This window comes from Psychrobacillus sp. INOP01, from assembly GCF_018140925.1.
GTDB lineage: Bacteria > Bacillota > Bacilli > Bacillales_A > Planococcaceae > Psychrobacillus.
In genome coordinates, this window is sequence record NZ_CP073315.1 from 1,969,554 (window position 1) to 1,986,847 (window position 17,294).

Annotated in this window: 20 protein-coding genes and 1 other annotated feature; all 20 genes read right to left on the reverse strand. The window is 39.0% G+C overall.

Translation table 11 applies throughout. The features are described from left to right. Positions 1-128 precede the first annotated feature (128 nt). Positions 129-554, reverse strand: coding sequence for a 50S ribosomal protein L11 (rplK, locus tag KD050_RS10005; RefSeq protein WP_139176005.1), 426 nt, complete (start codon positions 552-554; stop codon positions 129-131). A gap of 171 nt (positions 555-725) precedes the next feature. Continuing rightward, the gene (nusG, locus tag KD050_RS10010) at positions 726-1,259 is read right to left on the reverse strand and encodes a transcription termination/antitermination protein NusG (protein ID WP_211895986.1); all 534 of its coding nucleotides are present in this window, start codon (positions 1,257-1,259) and stop codon (positions 726-728) included. Positions 1,260-1,361: 102 nt separating this feature from the next. After that, a complete protein-coding gene (gene secE / locus KD050_RS10015; RefSeq protein WP_211895987.1) occupies positions 1,362-1,547 on the reverse strand; it encodes a preprotein translocase subunit SecE in 186 nt (61 codons plus the stop codon). A 43-nt stretch (positions 1,548-1,590) separates the two neighbouring features. After that, positions 1,591-1,737, reverse strand: coding sequence for a 50S ribosomal protein L33 (rpmG, locus tag KD050_RS10020; protein ID WP_211895988.1), 147 nt, complete (start codon positions 1,735-1,737; stop codon positions 1,591-1,593). A gap of 75 nt (positions 1,738-1,812) precedes the next feature. Further along, positions 1,813-2,454 carry an RNA polymerase sporulation sigma factor SigH gene (sigH, locus tag KD050_RS10025; protein ID WP_370627209.1) on the reverse strand — a complete coding sequence of 214 codons (642 nt, stop codon included), beginning with the start codon at positions 2,452-2,454 and terminating at the stop codon, positions 1,813-1,815. A 68-nt stretch (positions 2,455-2,522) separates the two neighbouring features. Beyond that, positions 2,523-3,032 (reverse strand): NYN domain-containing protein, encoded by a 510-nt coding sequence (locus tag KD050_RS10030; RefSeq protein ID WP_211895989.1) that lies wholly within the window; start codon positions 3,030-3,032, stop codon positions 2,523-2,525. A 4-nt stretch (positions 3,033-3,036) separates the two neighbouring features. Continuing rightward, positions 3,037-3,807, reverse strand: coding sequence for a 23S rRNA (guanosine(2251)-2'-O)-methyltransferase RlmB (rlmB, locus tag KD050_RS10035; RefSeq protein ID WP_211895990.1), 771 nt, complete (start codon positions 3,805-3,807; stop codon positions 3,037-3,039). After that, complete coding sequence (locus KD050_RS10040; protein ID WP_305080250.1) at positions 3,808-4,227, reverse strand: Mini-ribonuclease 3; 420 nt, start codon at positions 4,225-4,227, stop codon at positions 3,808-3,810. A gap of 4 nt (positions 4,228-4,231) precedes the next feature. Beyond that, positions 4,232-5,632, reverse strand: a complete 1,401-nt coding sequence (gene cysS, locus KD050_RS10045; protein ID WP_211895991.1) for a cysteine--tRNA ligase — start codon at positions 5,630-5,632, stop codon at positions 4,232-4,234. Beyond that, positions 5,629-6,285, reverse strand: a complete 657-nt coding sequence (cysE, locus tag KD050_RS10050; RefSeq protein WP_211895992.1) for a serine O-acetyltransferase — start codon at positions 6,283-6,285, stop codon at positions 5,629-5,631. The genes cysS and cysE overlap by 4 nt, the downstream gene beginning before the upstream one ends. A gap of 54 nt (positions 6,286-6,339) precedes the next feature. Continuing rightward, positions 6,340-6,559 (reverse strand) — a binding site (T-box leader). Positions 6,560-6,619: 60 nt separating this feature from the next. Further along, complete coding sequence (gene gltX / locus KD050_RS10055) at positions 6,620-8,083, reverse strand: glutamate--tRNA ligase (protein ID WP_211895993.1); 1,464 nt, start codon at positions 8,081-8,083, stop codon at positions 6,620-6,622. A gap of 70 nt (positions 8,084-8,153) precedes the next feature. After that, complete coding sequence (ispF, locus tag KD050_RS10060) at positions 8,154-8,633, reverse strand: 2-C-methyl-D-erythritol 2,4-cyclodiphosphate synthase (protein ID WP_211895994.1); 480 nt, start codon at positions 8,631-8,633, stop codon at positions 8,154-8,156. A 1-nt stretch (position 8,634) separates the two neighbouring features. Continuing rightward, positions 8,635-9,321 carry a 2-C-methyl-D-erythritol 4-phosphate cytidylyltransferase gene (gene ispD / locus KD050_RS10065; RefSeq protein WP_211895995.1) on the reverse strand — a complete coding sequence of 229 codons (687 nt, stop codon included), beginning with the start codon at positions 9,319-9,321 and terminating at the stop codon, positions 8,635-8,637. Between the two features lie 67 nt (positions 9,322-9,388). Then, positions 9,389-10,477, reverse strand: a complete 1,089-nt coding sequence (locus KD050_RS10070; RefSeq protein WP_211895996.1) for a PIN/TRAM domain-containing protein — start codon at positions 10,475-10,477, stop codon at positions 9,389-9,391. 199 nt (positions 10,478-10,676) lie between these two features. Then, complete coding sequence (gene radA / locus KD050_RS10075) at positions 10,677-12,047, reverse strand: DNA repair protein RadA (RefSeq protein WP_211895997.1); 1,371 nt, start codon at positions 12,045-12,047, stop codon at positions 10,677-10,679. 59 nt (positions 12,048-12,106) lie between these two features. Next, a complete protein-coding gene (locus tag KD050_RS10080) occupies positions 12,107-14,554 on the reverse strand; it encodes an ATP-dependent Clp protease ATP-binding subunit (RefSeq protein ID WP_211895998.1) in 2,448 nt (815 codons plus the stop codon). Beyond that, positions 14,551-15,645 carry a protein-arginine kinase McsB gene (locus KD050_RS10085; RefSeq protein WP_211895999.1) on the reverse strand — a complete coding sequence of 365 codons (1,095 nt, stop codon included), beginning with the start codon at positions 15,643-15,645 and terminating at the stop codon, positions 14,551-14,553. The genes KD050_RS10080 and KD050_RS10085 overlap by 4 nt, the downstream gene beginning before the upstream one ends. Beyond that, positions 15,635-16,180 carry a UvrB/UvrC motif-containing protein gene (locus KD050_RS10090; protein WP_211896000.1) on the reverse strand — a complete coding sequence of 182 codons (546 nt, stop codon included), beginning with the start codon at positions 16,178-16,180 and terminating at the stop codon, positions 15,635-15,637. Before KD050_RS10090 ends, KD050_RS10085 begins: the two co-directional genes overlap by 11 nt. A 17-nt stretch (positions 16,181-16,197) precedes the next feature. Further along, a complete protein-coding gene (locus KD050_RS10095) occupies positions 16,198-16,671 on the reverse strand; it encodes a CtsR family transcriptional regulator (RefSeq protein WP_090567701.1) in 474 nt (157 codons plus the stop codon). A 158-nt stretch (positions 16,672-16,829) separates the two neighbouring features. Next, the gene (locus KD050_RS10100) at positions 16,830-17,294 is read right to left on the reverse strand and encodes a GNAT family N-acetyltransferase (RefSeq protein WP_211896001.1); all 465 of its coding nucleotides are present in this window, start codon (positions 17,292-17,294) and stop codon (positions 16,830-16,832) included.

Genomic DNA, 17,294 nt, shown 5'->3' on the forward strand with positions numbered 1-17,294 from the left:
TATAAATGTCCTCCTTGATAGTGGTTTTAGCGGAATAAACCTCCCACGTGTAAAGGTTGCAGTTATCCTATATGAACAACTACAACCTTCCAAAAAACAATGCGTCATATCAAAATGCACATTAAGTATTAGTCTTCGATCGTAATACCCATGCTGCGTGCAGTACCTTCAACCATTAACATAGCTGCTTCAACAGATGCTGCGTTTAAATCTGGCATTTTTTGTTCTGCGATTTCGCGAACTTTTTCACGTTTCACTGTCGCCACTTTTACGCGGTTCGGTTCACCTGATCCAGATTGAATACCTGCTGCTACTTTAAGTAACACTGCTGCCGGCGGAGTTTTTGTAATGAAAGTAAATGAACGATCTTCAAATACAGAAATTTCAACCGGAATGATTAGACCTGCTTGATCAGCAGTACGTGCGTTGAACTCCTTACAGAATCCCATGATGTTAACACCTGCTTGACCCAATGCTGGACCAACCGGCGGTGCTGGATTTGCTTTACCAGCAGGAATTTGTAATTTAACAACTTTAATCACTTTTTTAGCCACGAGACACACCTCCTTAAGTCCGTGATGTGGTAATTGGGTTGCCCCTCCCACTCAAATATCTGTCTCTCAGCTCTGCGCTGATAACATTAGAAAAATTAATACAGACCTATTTTCAGTCTGACCTTTGAAATGATATCACTATTCTCCACCTTTAGCAAGTGGAAACACAAATTATATTTTAATAACTTGTTCGAAATCAAGTTCCATATTGGTTTCTCGACCAAACATATCAACAGAAACAGTTACTTTGCCTTTATCTAAATCAATCACTTCTACTTTACCTTGGAAGTGCGCAAACGGTCCTTCTAATACTTCGACTAACTCACCAATCGTAAAGTCTACCTCTACCACACGATCAGCATCGCCCATTTGTTTCAGCATAGATTGCACTTCTTCTGGAGCTAAAGGTGTTGGTTTTGTTCCGCCACCTGAAGAACCAAGGAATCCAGTTACACCCGGTGTATTTCTCACTACATACCAAGCATCATCTGTCATGATAAGTTCTACAAAAACATATCCAGGAAATGTTTTTCTAACAACGACACGTTTTTTACCGTCTTTAAAATCTGTTTCCTCTTGTTCAGGGATATATACACGGAATATTTTATCCGACATCCCCATTGTTTCTACTCGTTTTTCTAAGTTTGCTTTTACTTTGTTTTCATACCCAGAGTACGTATGAACAACATACCAATTTTTTTCCATAGTGTCAGGACTAGTCGTCCGTCCCCTCCTTTTCTCAAGACAAATGAAAAAACCCGTTCGTTTAATAAGACGGGCTATTTTCAAATATTTACATGCTAGTTATTATAATGCTAAATACCAACGGAACAATTCAGAGATACCTAAATCAACTACAGCAAAAAATACAGCCGCTGCTACAACAGTAGCAAGCACAATTACAGTGTATTTAGTAAGCTCTTTTCGTCTAGGCCAACTTACTTTTCTCATTTCAGTCATTACATTTTTGAAAAAGCCACCAACATTAGCCATTTTAGCTAAACCCCCACACAAAAAATCTATCTTATTTTCATATTCATAACGTTTGTTTATGAAGCGTATGCGCATTGCAATGTGCACAATATTTTTTACGTTCAATTCGGATTACATTCTCTTTAGATGCAGGAACCGTGTAATTACGATTGCCACATTGGACACAGCTTAAGACAGTCTTCTTTACCATATTATCACCTTAGTTAAGCGTATAAGTCTTTTTCAAGATTATCATCTTACACATATCATGTCAACAAAATACCAGTTATGCATAATTACTACCAATCTCCATATAACGTTCTAGTTTACGCTTTACGCGTTGTAATGCATTGTCGATCGATTTCACATGGCGATTCAATTCTTCAGAGATTTCTTGATAAGATTGACCATCTAAGTATAAGGCGAGTACTTGTTGTTCTAACTCACTCAGTATTTCCGCCATTTTACCTTCCATATAATCAAAGTCTTCTCGATTGATGATTAATTCCTCTGGGTCATCTATAACCGAACCAGCGATCATATCCATCAATGTTCGATCGGATTCCTCATCATATATAGGTTTGTCCAATGATACATAGGAATTTAGCGGAATATGTTTTTGGCGAGTAGCAGTTTTAATAGCGGTTATTATTTGTCGAGTGATGCATAATTCGGCAAACGCTCGAAAAGAAGCAAGTTTCTCTTCTTTAAAATCCCGAATCGCCTTATACAATCCGATCATTCCCTCTTGGAGGATGTCTTCCTTATCGGCCCCTATTAAAAAGTATGATCTTCCCTTCATACGGACAAAAGAACGGTATTTTGTTATTAAAAAATCTAGCGCTTCAGTGTTTCCTTGATGAACCATCTCTACAAGCTCTTCATCTAGTAAACTATCTAATTGTAGATTCTGCTCTGTCTTTTCCAATGAAGTCACCTCAGCTAACAAGAATATTATTCCAATTATACAGGAAGGAAATTTATAGCGTCAATGAATCATTTCATTCCTCTTCGCCATTTTTCGAAAATTTCTGCAACTTCTGCTGTTAATGGGATATTGGAAGTCGGCTTATCACCCTGAATACTTTTCACTTTTTTTGTTATTTTGGAGGAAATCGACAACATCTCAATTTCTAGTTCTCTTGCCGATTTTCGCAAGGCCCCTTGTCCAAATATAACTCGTTGCTCGGTCAAATCTGATGTAGCTACGTATATTTGGACTCTTCTACTACTCAATTCTTTTGTTAACTTTTCAATGCGTTCATCTGCAATTTCATTTTTTCTCGTATAAATAACTTCTACGTTGTATTGTTTCTTTTTATTTTCAATGCCAGGGACTAAGTGCGCATCAAAGACCACAATCACTCGAACACCTGTATATGCTTTGTATTCTGCCATCAGCTCGATCAAGCGGTCTCTAGCGTCTAGTAATTTCACTTCTTTTAACTTCCTTAACTCGCTCCATGCGCCGATGATATTATATCCATCGACAAGTAGAATTTGCATCTTCTTATCCTTTTAGCGGATTTCTTACGCGCCATATTTCATATAACAAAACGGAGGCTGCAACAGACGCATTAAGACTTGTAACATGACCGACCATTGGCAAATAGTAAAGAAAATCACATTTTTCTTTTAACAGTCGACCCATTCCTTTTCCTTCACTACCAATAATAAGGGCAAGTGGAAGTGTCGCATCCATATTTCGATAATCAGTAGACTTCTCCGCATCCGTTCCAGCAATCCAAACACCCCGTTCTTTAAGCTCATCAACCGTTTGTGCTAAGTTACCCGCACGATAAACCGGAATATGTTCGATTGCTCCCGTAGATGCTTTTGCGACTACCGCCGTCAGACCAACTGCTCTTCTTTTCGGAATAATAATTCCATGAGCCCCTACCGCATCTGCAGTTCGCATGATAGAACCAAGATTATGAGGATCCTCAAGTTCATCTAAAATAATAAAAAGAGGATCCTCTTGCTTGCTAGCTGCTAGCTCAAATAAATCGTCTAATTCCGCATAACGGTATGCAGCAACCGATGCGACTATCCCCTGGTGATTCGCATCTGTTAAGTTATCTAGCTTCTTTTTAGGTACGAACTGTACGATTATTCCAGCGTCTTTGGCTAGTTGAATAATTTCAGATACGCCGCTTTTTTGAATGCCTTCAGCAAGCCAGACCTTGTTCATATCTCTACCCGCACGAAGGGCTTCAACTACAGGATTTTTTCCTGCTATAAGCTCTCCAGTTTGCTCTGTTTGATCATTTTTCTCTGTCATTTACTTTTTCGCACCTTTCTGTTCATCGATAAAGTTAATCGAAAAATGTAACACTTCTTGCAAACGCTCCATTTGTCCACTCAAGTATAGACTCCCAACGACCGCTTCAAACGCTGTACTATGATGATAAGTAATAACATCTGTATTTTTTGGGACTGATCCTGACTTTGCATTACGCCCTCTTCGAAGAACTGCTTGTTCATCTTCTGTTAAAAACTCCTTATCTAACATTTCCTTTACAATCGTCGCTTGTGCTTTCGCGGATACATAGTTAGTGGCTTCTTTGTGTAAAATATTTGGTCGAACTCGCCCAGAGCGGATGAGGTGTTCCCGAACGACTTGTTCGAAAACAGCATCACCCATATAGGCAAGTGCCAAAGAATTTAGTTGTTTTACATCTGATAGTTTTAAGTTCTCCACAAGTTTATCCTCTTTTCCATCGGATACCCTGTGCAGTATCTTCCAAAATTATGTTTAATTCTTTTAATTGATCTCTAATTTCATCGGCACGGGCAAAGTTACGATCCTTTCTTGCCTGATTGCGTTCTTCGATCAATGCATCGATTTCTTCATCCAATACTTCTTTTTCTTTAGCAAACGTTAGTCCTAGTACAGCCGTTAATGTATCCATTACAGATATAAATTGTTTCAATATAGCTTCAGAGGTTTGTTTTTCTTGTAAATACGTATTCGCAAGTTTCGACAATTCAAAAATAGCTGCGATTCCATTTGCTGTATTGAAGTCATCATCCATCGCTGTTTCAAATTGTACTTTCACATCCGCAATTTTTTGTAACCAAATATCATCATGGTCTCCTAAATTTGCAGTCGTACTTAAGCGATGAACTAAGTTATCGTAAGCAGTTCTTATACGGTCCAAACCTGCCTCCGCCTGCTCCACTAATTCTTTTGAATAGTTAATTGGGTTTCGATAGTGAACACTCAGCATGAAAAGACGCAATACTTGAGGATCAATTTGCTGACGAATATCATTCACCAATACAAAATTTCCGAGTGATTTCGACATTTTTTCATTGTCTATATTTATATACCCATTATGCATCCAATATCTTGCGAATGTCTTACCAGTTCTTGCTTCTGACTGGGCAATTTCATTTTCATGGTGAGGGAAAGTTAAATCCTGCCCTCCTGCATGAATATCAATAGTATCTCCTAGTATTTCGCGAGCCATCACGGAGCATTCAATATGCCATCCGGGACGCCCTTGTCCCCAAGGGCTTTCCCAGAAGATTTCTCCAGGCTTTGCGGCTTTCCAAAGTGCAAAATCGAGGGCATCCTCTTTCTTTTCCCCAGTTTCAATGCGTGCCCCCACTTTTAAGTCGTCTACAGATTGATGAGAAAGCTTGCCATACCCATCAAATTTTCTCGTGCGATAATATACGTCTCCTTGAGATTCGTAAGCATACCCTTTTTCCTCTAATATTTTTATAAATTCAATAATTTGATCCATGTGATCCGTTACACGGGGATGTGAATCTGCTCGATTGCAGCCAAGCGCTTCCACGTCTGCAAAATAAGCGTTGATAAAACGTTCCGTAAGCTCTGAGACCTCTTCTCCCAGTTCGTTGGCCGCTCTAATAATTTTGTCATCCACGTCTGTGAAGTTAGAAACGTATGTCACGTCATACCCACGATATTGTAGATACTTTCTTACCGTATCATACACAATTACAGGTCGCGCATTTCCTATATGAATATAATTGTAAACAGTTGGTCCACATACATACATTTTGACCTTGCCTTCTTCAAGTGGGATAAACGGTTCTTTTTCACGCTTTAATGTATTAAAAATTTGGATTGTCATGACCAATTTCTCTCCTTTTCTTTCGTTAAATGGTCGATTTCTTTATGAAGCTCTTCTATTTTAGCTTCCATTTGTTTACATCGATCAGCAAACGGATCAGGCAGGTCCTGATGATCGAGATTTCGCTTCACTTTTATACCGTCTTGAATTACGACTACACCCGGAATACCAACAACAGTTGAATTAGTAGGTACATCTTTTAATACAACAGACCCTGCTCCGACTTTACTATTTTCTCCAATTGTAATCGATCCTAATACTTTTGCTCCTGTAGCGATTAGCACATTATTGCGAAGAGTGGGATGTCTCTTCCCTTTTTCTTTCCCGGTACCACCTAGTGTGACACCTTGGTAGATTGTACAATCATCTCCGATTTCACAGGTTTCTCCAATGACTACGCCAGAGCCATGATCGATAAAAAAGCGTCGCCCAATTGTCGCCCCAGGGTGAATTTCGATACCTGTAAAAAATCTACTAACTTGTGAAATGGCACGTGCTAAGAAAAAGAATTTCTTTTTAAATAATGCATGTGCAATACGATGACTCCAAATTGCATGTAGACCTGCGTATGTTAATACCACCTCTAGCTTGCTATTTGCTGCTGGATCTTGTTCAAATACTACTGCAATATCTTCTTTCATTCGTTCGAACACAAGATTGCCTCCCTTCATTTTTCTCCATAAAAAAAGTCTCTGTCTATAAATATAGACAGAGACGCAATAAGCGCGGTTCCACTCTGATTGGAAAAATACGAATACTTTTCCCACTTTGCATCTTTAACGCAGATGATACGTTCAGCCTACTTAAAAGTTCGGCATGACGCTCGGAGGTGCATTTCAGTAACTCATGGGCTCAGACCACTTTCAGCCGGTGATGGTCCTCTCTAAAGAACGTGCGTTACTTACTTCTCCTCGTCTTCGCTTGGCTATTCATTTCGCTTTCGAATTTGTATCACCATTTTCACACCTTGTAAGGGGAAAGTCAATCTTATTGTTTTGCAAATTTGGCAACGCGAGCAATTACTTTCTCTTTCCCGATTAAACTGATAGCATCAGCTAGTTCTGGACCATGCATTTGACCAGTTGTCACTACACGAATTGGCATGAAAAGGTTTTTCCCTTTGTGACCTGTTTCTTTTTGCACTGCTTTAATGGCAGCTTTAATCTCAGCAGCTTCAAATGCTTCTAAGCCCTCTAGCTGTGCTTTAAATGCAGCCATAACCTCAGGAACCTGCTCCCCAGCTAGTACTTCTGTTGCTTCTTCAGTATATGCAATTTCGTGGTCAAAGAATAATGAAGATAACTCAACAATTTCAGCCCCAAAGCTCATTTGCTCATGATAAAGAGCAATTAGCTTTGTTGCCCACGCAAGTTCGTCTTCGGATAATTCAGCTGGAAGTAAATCAGCTTTTTGTAAATGTGGTAGTGCAAGTTCTACTACTTTTTCAAGTGGCAGCTGTTTAATATATTGGTTGTTCATCCATGTAAGTTTTTGTTTGTCGAACATCGATGGTGATTTAGAAAGACGTGACACATCAAAGTTTTTAATTAATTCCTCTTTGGTGAAGATTTCATCTTCTCCTTCAGGAGACCAGCCTAATAATGCAAAGAAGTTAAACATTGCTTCCGGTAAATACCCTAAATCTTTGTACTGTGTAACAAATTGGATAATTGACTCATCACGTTTTGAAAGCTTTTTACGGTTTTCATTGATGATTAGTGTCATGTGACCGTACTTCGGATATGCCCATTCGAATGCATCAAAGATCATTAGTTGTTTTGGGGTGTTTGATAAATGTTCCTCCCCACGGAATACATGAGAGATTTCCATAAAGTGATCATCTAATACTACAGCATAGTTATAAGTTGGGATCCCGTTAGCTTTCACTAGTACCCAGTCACCAACGTCTTTAGATTCAAAAGTTACTAATCCACGAACTAAGTCTTCAAATGTATAAGTTACATTTTCCGGTACACGCACACGAATCGTGTATGGTTGGCCAGCATCCTCTTTTGCTTGTACTTCTTCTTTAGATAAATGACGGCATTTACCATTGTACATAGGAGCTGCAATACCTTTTTCCTTTTGTACTTCACGTTCTGCTTCTAATTCCTCTGAAGAACAGAAACATTTATAGGCATGTCCTTTTTCTAACATTTCTTCTGCGTGCTTTGTATATATATCTAGACGCTCCATTTGACGATACGGCGCATATGGTCCACCAATATCTACAGACTCATCATAGTCGATTCCTAACCACTTTAAGTTGTCAAGTTGTGATAACTCGCCACCCTCGACATTACGCTCAATATCCGTATCTTCAATACGAACGATAAATTTACCATTATGGTGACGTGCATATAAATAGTTAAATAATGCTGTACGTGCTCCTCCAATATGTAAAAATCCTGTTGGACTTGGCGCGTAGCGTACGCGAACTTCTTGTGTCATAAGTATATCCTCCTAGTTTTCGAACATTTAAACTTTATTCATTCTACCATTGCTTATATATTTTTTAAAGTTAGTCTTTCTTAAGAAGCAATATTGTCGCCATTGACGCTATTCCTTCTTCACGGCCTGTAAATCCAAGTTTTTCCGTTGTGGTAGCTTTCACATTTACCTGCGATACATCCGCTTGAAGTAACTCAGCTACACGCTTACGAATTGTTTCGATATATGGTGCCATTTTCGGCTTTTGTGCAATAACTGTACAATCGATATTTCCTAACTTATATCCACGAGCATCTACTAGGTTCCAAATATGCTCTAGTAGCTTTGCTGAATCTGCATCTTTAAAATCTGGGTCTGTATCTGGGAAATGCCTGCCAATATCCCCTTCTCCAATCGCACCTAAAGCTGCATCTGTAATTGTATGTAGCAGTACATCTGCATCTGAGTGGCCGATTAGCCCTCGTTCGTAAGGGATCTCGATCCCTCCTATTATTAACGGACGATTATCCGCAAATTCATGTACATCGAACCCTTGTCCAATTCGCATCATATTATTGTTCCTCCCGCTTATTTAATATAACTTCTCCATATAGAAGATCTTCCCTCGTTGTCATTTTCACATTATCATAGGTACTTTCAACAATATGAACAGGCTCTCCTAATCTTTCCACGAGCATCGCTTCATCTGTTCCAAGAAAATTTGCCGCTTCCGCTAATCTTTCTGCTTTTTCTAATAATGTATACTGGAATGCTTGAGGTGTTTGAATAATCCACAAGCTTTCTCGATTCACCGTTTCTTGGATTATACCATCTTCTACTTTTTTCATTGTATCTTTTGCCCGAACTGCCGCAACAGCTGCTCCAGTAGTATTTGCAGCTTCCACTAATTGTTGTATTACTTCCTGATGAATAAATGGTCGTGCAGCATCATGAACGAGTATGATACCTTTAGATGTAACAGCCTTTAAAGCTGCATATACACTATGCTGACGCTCGTCTCCACCTTCTGCTATTGCAGCGACCTTCGTAATGCAATATTCTTTTAGTAGCCGTTCAATAAATATTTTTTCCTCTTTCTTCACAGCCAACACTATTTGCTCACAATTCGGATCTCTGTCAAATACTCGTAAAGTATGTATCAAAATAGGAATATTACGTAGTTCTAAAAATAACTTATTTTGACCAGCGCCCATTCGTTTCCCACTGCCTGCAGCTGGCAATAAAACAGTATATATCATGCTATTGAACCTCCATCACACAGAAAAAGGGCGTATTCCTTTCGCAAAGGAAACAACCCTTTTTTCTTTATTTCGAGTCTTGTGGTTTTGCAAATATCATTCGACCGGCCGACGTTTGAAGCACACTTGTCACCTCTACGTTTATCGCCTGTCCAATATATGCCTTACCGCCTTCCACTACGATCATCGTTCCATCATCTAAATATGCGACACCCTGATTGTGTTCTTTACCATCTTTAATAACGACAACATGCATTATTTCCCCGGGAATAACGACCGGTTTTACTGCATTTGCCAAGTCATTAATATTCAAAACACGCACTTGATGCAGGTCGCAAACCTTGTTTAGATTGAAGTCATTCGTTACAACGATTCCATTCATCTTTTTAGCTAGACGAACTAACTTTAAATCAACCTCTTGGATATCCTCGAAGTCTTCTTCCACGATTAGTACAGCAGAAGCTCTTTCCGTTTGTAGTTTCTTCAATACATCTAACCCTCGGCGCCCTCTTGTTCGTTTAAGCGTATCCGAGGAATCCGCAATATGCTGTAACTCCGTCAAAACAAATTGAGGAACGACAAGAACGCCTTCGATAAATCCTGTTACCGAAATATCCGAAATACGACCATCGATAATAACACTAGTATCTAACAATTTATATGTTCCTAAACTCAATTCTTGGTTATCCTCATCAACTGTTTTCTTTTTGTTACTACTTTGTTTGGAAGGAGTAAAAACCTGAAGAAGTTCATCACGCTTTTTAAAACCAACTTGGAAACCTAAGTATCCCAAAACAATCGACAATAGTACCGGCACAACCGATCCAATACCCGGTATAGCAATATTATTAAGCGCAGAACCAAGGAAAAAGGCAACGATTAATCCAATAACCAATCCTAGCGTTCCGAATAGCAAATCTCCAATTGGCGCTTTTAATAATCGTTCTTCCATCCACTTGATAAAGTTAACTAAGTAATCGGTCATAAATAATGCAGCCACGTATAACAATACTGCTCCAACTAAAACGGATACATAAGGATTGTGAATCCAAGGGTTGTTAGATAAATTAAAAAGCTCGTATAAGTGCGGTAAGAATAGTAAACCCAATGTTCCACCAATTAAAATAAACGCAATTTGAATAATCCATTTTAACAAGTATGCCACCTCCATTTATTTTATTATACTTCCATCTTTCACAATAAGTCTAATAAGAAAAGCACATGACGCCTATGCCAGCCCTGACAAACGCTAGAAGAATTTCATGTAAAGGCGTCCTTGACCTTTACTGAAATTCCAAAACGACTCAGGCGGGCTAGGCGCTGGAGCTAGACAATAGTACTTATCCTCTTATTTATTACGAAAATGCCTCTTTCATCGCTTCGTTAACTGTTTCAATCCCTATAATTTGGATGCCTTTTGGATAATCCCAACCACCTAAATTAGATGCAGGAACAATCGCTCTTTTAAAACCAAGCTTCGCTGCCTCTTGCACCCGCTGCTCAATCCTAGACACCCTTCTCACTTCTCCAGTTAAACCGATTTCTCCGATAAAACAGTCTGTTGGTGTAACCCCTGTATCCCGGAAACTAGAGACGATACTTACTAGGACGGCTAAATCGATCGCAGGTTCATCTAATTTTACTCCACCTGCAACTTTTATATAAGCATCTTGCGTTTGAAGCAGCAATCCCATTCTCTTTTCCAGTACCGCCATTAGTAATGAAACACGGTTTTGATCAATACCAGTAGCCATACGTTTCGGGTAATTAAAGCTAGATTGAGTCACTAGCGCTTGAATCTCTACTAAAATAGGTCTGGTACCTTCCATAGAGGCAACAATTGCGGACCCCGCTGCTCCGTGAGATCGTTCCTGCAAAAATAATTCAGACGGATTAAGCACTTCTTTTAATCCAGATTGAATCATTTCAAAAATGGCAATTTCATTCGTAGAGCCAAAACGGTTCTTCTGAGATCTTAAAATACGATACGTATGGTGACGTTCTCCTTCAAAATACAATACGGTGTCTACCATATGTTCCAAGATACGTGGGCCTGCAATTTGCCCTTCTTTCGTTACGTGTCCCACTAAAAAGATTGCTACATTTTTCGTTTTGGCTATTCGCATAAGCTCTGCTGTACATTCTCTAACTTGCGATACACTCCCTGGTGCACTAGTCACTTCTGGATGATGAACAGTTTGAATAGAGTCCACTATGACAAATTTGGGCTCTACACTTTCAATAGTTTCATTGATTAGTTCTAAATTGGTTTCTGAGTAGATATAAAGCTCAGCTGAGGTCACCCCTAAACGTTCTGCACGAAGCTTGGTCTGACGGATAGATTCCTCGCCCGAAATATATAGCACTCGCTCTCCCTTATTGGCAAGTAAAGCTGAAACCTGTAAAAGAAGAGTAGACTTTCCTATACCCGGGTCTCCCCCTATTAACACTAGCGATCCTGGTACAATACCCCCACCAAGAACACGATTCAATTCAGCAAAATCGGTTGTCACCCGGGGTTCTTCGGCTGTTACTACTGAAATAATCGGGGTAGCCTTCTGCGCTACCCCGTCCGAATGCTGAAAGGAGCGTTTTGGACCTTTGGATACTATTTCAGTTTCTTCTACCATAGTGTTCCATTCTCCACATCCAGGACATCTTCCCATCCATTTTGCAGATTCATAACCACATGAGTTACACATAAATTTCGTTTTCTTTTTAGCCATAATACCTCCTACTATGTAAAAAGGGCATTCCGGAAATCTTTTTCGGAATGCCCGCTATATTAACCTTCTGTAACTAAAGCTTTAGTGCGAACCACGAATTCATTGTCTTCTACATCAAATATTACATGTTGCCCATCCAATACTTCTCCTTTTAAAAGCTCTTCGGAAAGACGATCTTCTACATGTTTTTGAATTGCACGGCGTAAAGGACGCGCACCATATTCTGGTTCATATCCTTCAGTTGTAATTTTATCTTGTGCTGCTTCTGTAATTTCTAACTCAATACCTTGTTCTTTCAAACGTTTCGCTAACTGCTCTGTCATTAGTGAAACAATTTGTTTTAAATGGTCTTTTTCAAGAGAATGGAACACAATCATCTCATCTAGACGGTTTAAGAATTCTGGGCGGAATGCTTTCTTCAATTCTTCTAGCATTTTGCCTTTCATATCTTTATAGTCTGTCTTGCCGCCTTCTTTTAGGTTAAATCCAACGTATTTATTGAATTTAAGTGCATCCGCACCGACATTAGATGTCATGATGACTACCGTATTACGGAAATCTACTGTGCGACCCTTAGAGTCTGTTAATCGTCCGTCCTCTAACACTTGAAGCAGAATATTAAAGACGTCTGGGTGTGCTTTTTCAATTTCATCCAATAAGATAACAGAATATGGTTTACGACGTACTTTTTCTGTCAATTGCCCACCGTCGTCAAACCCTACATATCCTGGGGGAGAACCAACTAGACGAGAAGTTGAATGTTTTTCCATGTACTCAGACATGTCTACTCGAATCATCGCATCCTCGTCTCCGAACATCACTTCTGCTAATGCACGAGCAAGCTCGGTTTTCCCTACACCGGTAGGTCCTAAGAAGATAAAGGAGCCAATAGGACGTTTTGGATCTTTAAGTCCCGCACGAGCACGACGAATAGCTCTTGAAATTGCGTCCACTGCTTCACTTTGACCAATAACTCTTTCGTGTAATTTATCTTCCAGTTTTAATAGCTTCTCAGATTCTGTTTGTGCCAGTTTAGAAACTGGTACTCCAGTCCACATAGACACAACCGCCGCTATATCTTCTATTGTTACTTCAGACTCTTCTTTTCCTTGCTTTTCTTTCCAATTGTTTTTCATTTTTTCTAGTTCATCTTTAAGCTTTTGTTCTTTATCACGGAATGATGCAGCTTTTTCAAATTCCTGACTTTGAACAGCAGCATTTTTCTCAGATCGGATAGCTTCTAGCTTTGCTTCTAATTCTTTCAAATTAGGAGGTGTTGTATACGAACGTAAACGTACTTTAGATCCTGCTTCATCTATTAAGTCGATCGCTTTATCCGGTAAGAAACGATCAGAAATATAACGATCTGACATTTTCACAGCAGCTTCTACAGCTGCATCCGTAATTTTCACACGATGATGTGCTTCATAACGATCACGTAAACCGTAAATAATTTGGATCGCTTCAGCTACTGAAGGTTCATCTACTTGAATTGGTTGGAAACGACGCTCTAATGCTGCATCTTTTTCAATATATTTTCTATACTCATCCAGCGTTGTCGCACCAATACATTGAATTTCTCCACGAGCAAGAGCGGGCTTCAAAATATTCGATGCATCGATAGCACCCTCTGCTCCACCAGCACCAATTAATGTGTGAAGTTCATCAATGAATAAGATAACATTACCTGCTTGGCGGATTTCATCCATCACTTTTTTCAAACGGTCTTCAAATTCCCCACGATATTTTGTACCAGCAACAACTGTACCCATATCTAGCGTCATCACACGTTTATCGCGTAGGATTTCCGGCACTTCATTTTGTACGATTTGCTGTGCAAGCCCTTCTGCAATAGCTGTTTTACCAACACCTGGCTCTCCAATTAGAACTGGGTTGTTTTTTGTACGACGAGCCAAGATTTCAATTACTCTTGTAATTTCTTTACTACGACCAATTACAGGGTCTAGTGTGCCTTCTCTTGCAATTTGCGTTAAGTCACGAGCTAGGCCATCTAGTGTTGGTGTACTAGCCGGAGCAGCTCCATTGTTTCCATTACCATGTGCTTGCTCTGTGCTTCCTAGTAATTGAAGTACTTGTTGACGAGCTTTGTTTAAACTAACTCCCGCATTATTTAGAACACGAGCTGCTACACCTTCTCCTTCACGGATAAGTGCAAGTAAAAGATGCTCAGTTCCAATGTATGAGTGACCTAATTTTCGTGACTCATCTACTGAAAGTTCAATTACCTTTTTCGCACGAGGTGTGTAGTTAACAATTGGTCCAACTTCTTCTTTACCTGCTCCTACTAGTTCCTCGATCCCTGCTTCGATTACTTTTAGGTCTACTTCTATTGCTTCTAATGCTTTAGCAGCTATTCCACTACCTTCTCGGATAAGACCAAGTAATATATGTTCTGTCCCTATGGACTCATGCTTTAAGCGAATAGCTTCTTCTTGTGCTAGTTGTAATACTTTTTGAGATCTTTGTGTAAAACGATTAAACATCATTCAGATTCCTCTCCTTTTGTTTTCTGTTTTTCTTCTTTTTGCAATCGTTCCCTTAACAGCTTCGCGCGAAACATATCCCGCTCGGAGGTGTTCAGTGAAGTTCCTGCATATTTTTGCAGAAATCCTGGTTGCATAAACACCATACATTCATTCAAGATAGACATATCAACATCTTCTATTAGTCCCATATCTATTCCTAATCGCACATCTGATAGGCACCTTGCCGCTTCATCTGTCGCCATAATACGAGCAAATGATAAAGTTCCTAAAGATCGATACAGTCGATCTTCTAGTGTATTGGCCGAATGCTTTAGAAGTGCATCTCGCGCTTCTCTTTCTTTTTGAATAATTTGTTCAGTAATACTTTGAAGATCGGCAAGTATGTCTTCTTCTGACTTACCAAGTGTGGTTTGGTTGGATACTTGATAAACATTACCGAGCGCTTCACTACCTTCTCCGTAAATTCCTCTTACTACCATTCCTAACCTTGAAATGATGGTAACAATTCTATTCATTTGTTTCGTCATCGTTAATGCGGGTAAATGCATCATTACAGATGCACGTAAACCAGTACCTGTATTGGTAGGACAACTTGTTAAATATCCAAACTGCTCGTCAAAAGCATAGGGTAATTCCTTATCTAATACACGATCTAACTCATCTGCCTGCGCATATGCTTCTTGGATTTGAAGCCCCGAAAAAAGGCATTGTATACGAATATGATCCTCTTCATTGACCATCACACTAACAGATTCATCATTTGATAATAAAACCGATCCGGTCATAGGTGAGTTAGCAAGCTTTGGACTGATTAAATGTTTTTCTACTAATACCTGGCGACTTAGTTCGGATACATCCTTTATATGGAAGGAAGAAAATTGCATATGCAGTTCGTCACTTGCGTCCAGTAAAGTGGCAGAAACAGATTGGTCAATTTTATGCGCCTCATCTTCTGTAAATGCTAAAGGAAAACGATAGCCATTCAGATTTCGAGCTAAACGTATTCTTGTACTCATAACAATATCCGAATGCTTTCCTTCCCCAGCCATCCAACTAGAAATTGAGTTGTCTAAAAAATGTTCAATTGACATCAGTTTGGTCACCTCCTGTAGAAAGTTGATTTTCCAAATCTCTGGCTTCATCTCTCAGCTTTGCGGCTTCCTCAAAACTTTCAGTGTCAATCGCATCTTTCATTTGAGAGCGAATCGCTTCTATACGTTTTTTTATAGCAATTTTTTCCCCTAGCGCACCTGGAGCCTTTCCAATATGCTTCGTATTTCCATTATGAAGTCTCTTAAATACATTAGGTAACTGTGGACGGAAACTGTTGTAGCAATTTGCGCAACCAAATTTCCCTTCGTCTAAAAACCGCTGAATTGACCAGCCACATTCATCGCATACTATCATGTTTTTTTGTTGTTTATGTTGCATTGGTTGTTGTTCTGTTTGACTAAACCAGTTCGATAATAGCTGATGTAGAGATAATGGGTCTTGTTTGTACTCTACATAAAACGGGTGGAGGCTATTTGCACAGACCTCACAATAATGTCTTTCAAAGTGTTCACCATTATGCACTTGGGTAACCGTTACTTTCGCTGGTCTTTGTTTACAATTTTCACAAATCACCTTTCAACACACCCCGTTCATTTTTCACTTTTTTCATATTTTAACGTTAATAACATGGCACATAATATACGTGATCGTAGTTCATCTCTTGCTGGTAGAGGAATGGCTAGAGTAGTTCGATTTAAAGCTGCTAAAATGAGTTTTGCTTCACGCTTAGAAATAACATCCTCGTCTATTAACCGAAAAACGATATCTTCCGTTACGGATTCAGAAGCCCCATTTTCTAGTGTTTGTATAATATGCTCTATTAAATCAGCCTTCGTATGAGCTCGAACGCGGAGGATTCGAATATATCCACCTCCACCTCGTTTACTTTCTACCAAGTATCCGCGATCTTGGGTAAATCGAGTATTGATTACATAATTTATTTGAGATGGGACGCACTGAAATTTTTCTGCAATTTCACTTCGCTTAATTTCAATTTGTTCCTTACTTCCTTCTTCTATAATAGCCTTCAAATAACCTTCAATTATGTCAGATATATTTTTCACCTTCTCACCTCTTCTCATAAACTGACTTTGACTAACTTTGACTATATTATAACTAGAATTTTTCGCATGTGCAATTGATACGATTTGCCCTTAAAAAGAAGAAAAAAACTACAAACAGTCGTTTGTAGTTTAGGATATATTAAAATGAATATTCTTATTCAATAAATCTTTTTTCCCTCGTATGTTAGTTGTGTTATATAGAAATCCGGTTCTATTTCAATATCCTCTAATTTCTTAAAATTATGTCTCTCATATAATGTGATTGCAGGTATATTTTTTGCACCAGTTGATACAACTACCTTTTTTTCGCTAGCTTTGACATTCAATAGATAAGTTAATAACTCCGATGCAATCCCTTTTCGAAAATGATTAGGATCTACTACAAGTCTACAAATATCAATTAGTTCATCTGTATCTTCATAAGAAATAAAACCCATCATTTTCGAGCCATCTAACTTCCCAAGAAATAGTTCTCTGGATTTCCTTATATCTTTTACAGTATCCAAAAGCTGTGGAATCCCATCAAACCCGATTAAATCAGCTTCTACTTTATATGCTGGTAATTGAATCGATAAAATGCTTTCCGCGACTTTTGCATCCTCGTTATTGACTAATTGAATCAT